Origin of the sequence: Vibrio sp. 10N.222.54.E6 (assembly GCF_041473955.1) — a bacterium.
GTDB lineage: Bacteria > Pseudomonadota > Gammaproteobacteria > Enterobacterales > Vibrionaceae > Vibrio > Vibrio tasmaniensis_A.
On record NZ_JBFRTD010000063.1, the window covers coordinates 1 to 893 of the forward strand.

1 protein-coding gene is annotated in these 893 nt (G+C 40.8%); it reads right to left on the reverse strand.

Features of this window, described 5'->3' with window-relative positions:
• Positions 1–228: 228 nt before the first annotated feature.
• Positions 229–501 (reverse strand): transposase, encoded by a 273-nt coding sequence (locus AB4513_RS24165; protein WP_017100261.1) that lies wholly within the window; start codon positions 499–501, stop codon positions 229–231.
• Between the last annotated feature and the right edge of the window lie 392 nt (positions 502–893).

Consider the following 893-nt stretch of genomic DNA (forward strand, 5'->3'; position numbering starts at 1 on the left):
ATACTGCTTTGTCTTTTGCCACCGTATGGGACCTAATGCAGAATACGCCACTAAATTTCTCATCCTTTTAGGATTGCGAGCGTCGTCAGCAAACAGATTATCTTTGGGAGGAATGATTATCGGCTTCAGGAAATTTGCTCGATAATGCGTCCTAGACGTCCTCGGTATCGTCCATTTTATCGGCTGAAACATGGTCTGCATCTATATCAATTTTTTCACACAGTGCCCCTACGGCCCCTCATTCGGTTTATATGTGGATTTGAATGCGGGCTTCTTAAGACCTAGTTGAGATAAGCGCTTAGAAGGAGAGGTATAGTCTGGACAGGCTAGATCTGCGTACCCCATTCTTTTTAATAGATTATCGATGAGACCTTGAAGTTGGCGTAGGGGCTGTTTGAAGACCAGTCTCAAATAATGGCACGCTCTTATTGTGCTATCAGGGTATTTGGGGGATGAGCCTGTTCCATCATAAGTGCGTTGCTCACTCTGCCAATTATCCATAGTGTCGCCTGATAATCAGATATCAATCCGCCCTCGGTCACGCAATATAATTGGTTTGTCGGTAGGTGTTTTTTTGAAGTGTTGACGCCTGGATTGATTGTGTTTGTAAGGTATGATTATGAGAGTGAATACATCAAGGTATGATAAGAATATAGGAAAAGGCTCTCAACTCAAAATTGGCGATTAAATGAGCGCTTCAACAAAGCCGCTCAAGAGCGACAAGAAAACTTTGGCACATTGAGAACCAGAGTCCTGGGCGTTAGACGTTATTTTCAAAGAAGATGAGCAACGTTGTATTTATGCAGTAGGCTCGGTGCTGAAATTAGAATTCAAGGTTATTTTATTTTTGAATATAATTTACATTAACTTATTAAATTATTAACTTATTAATT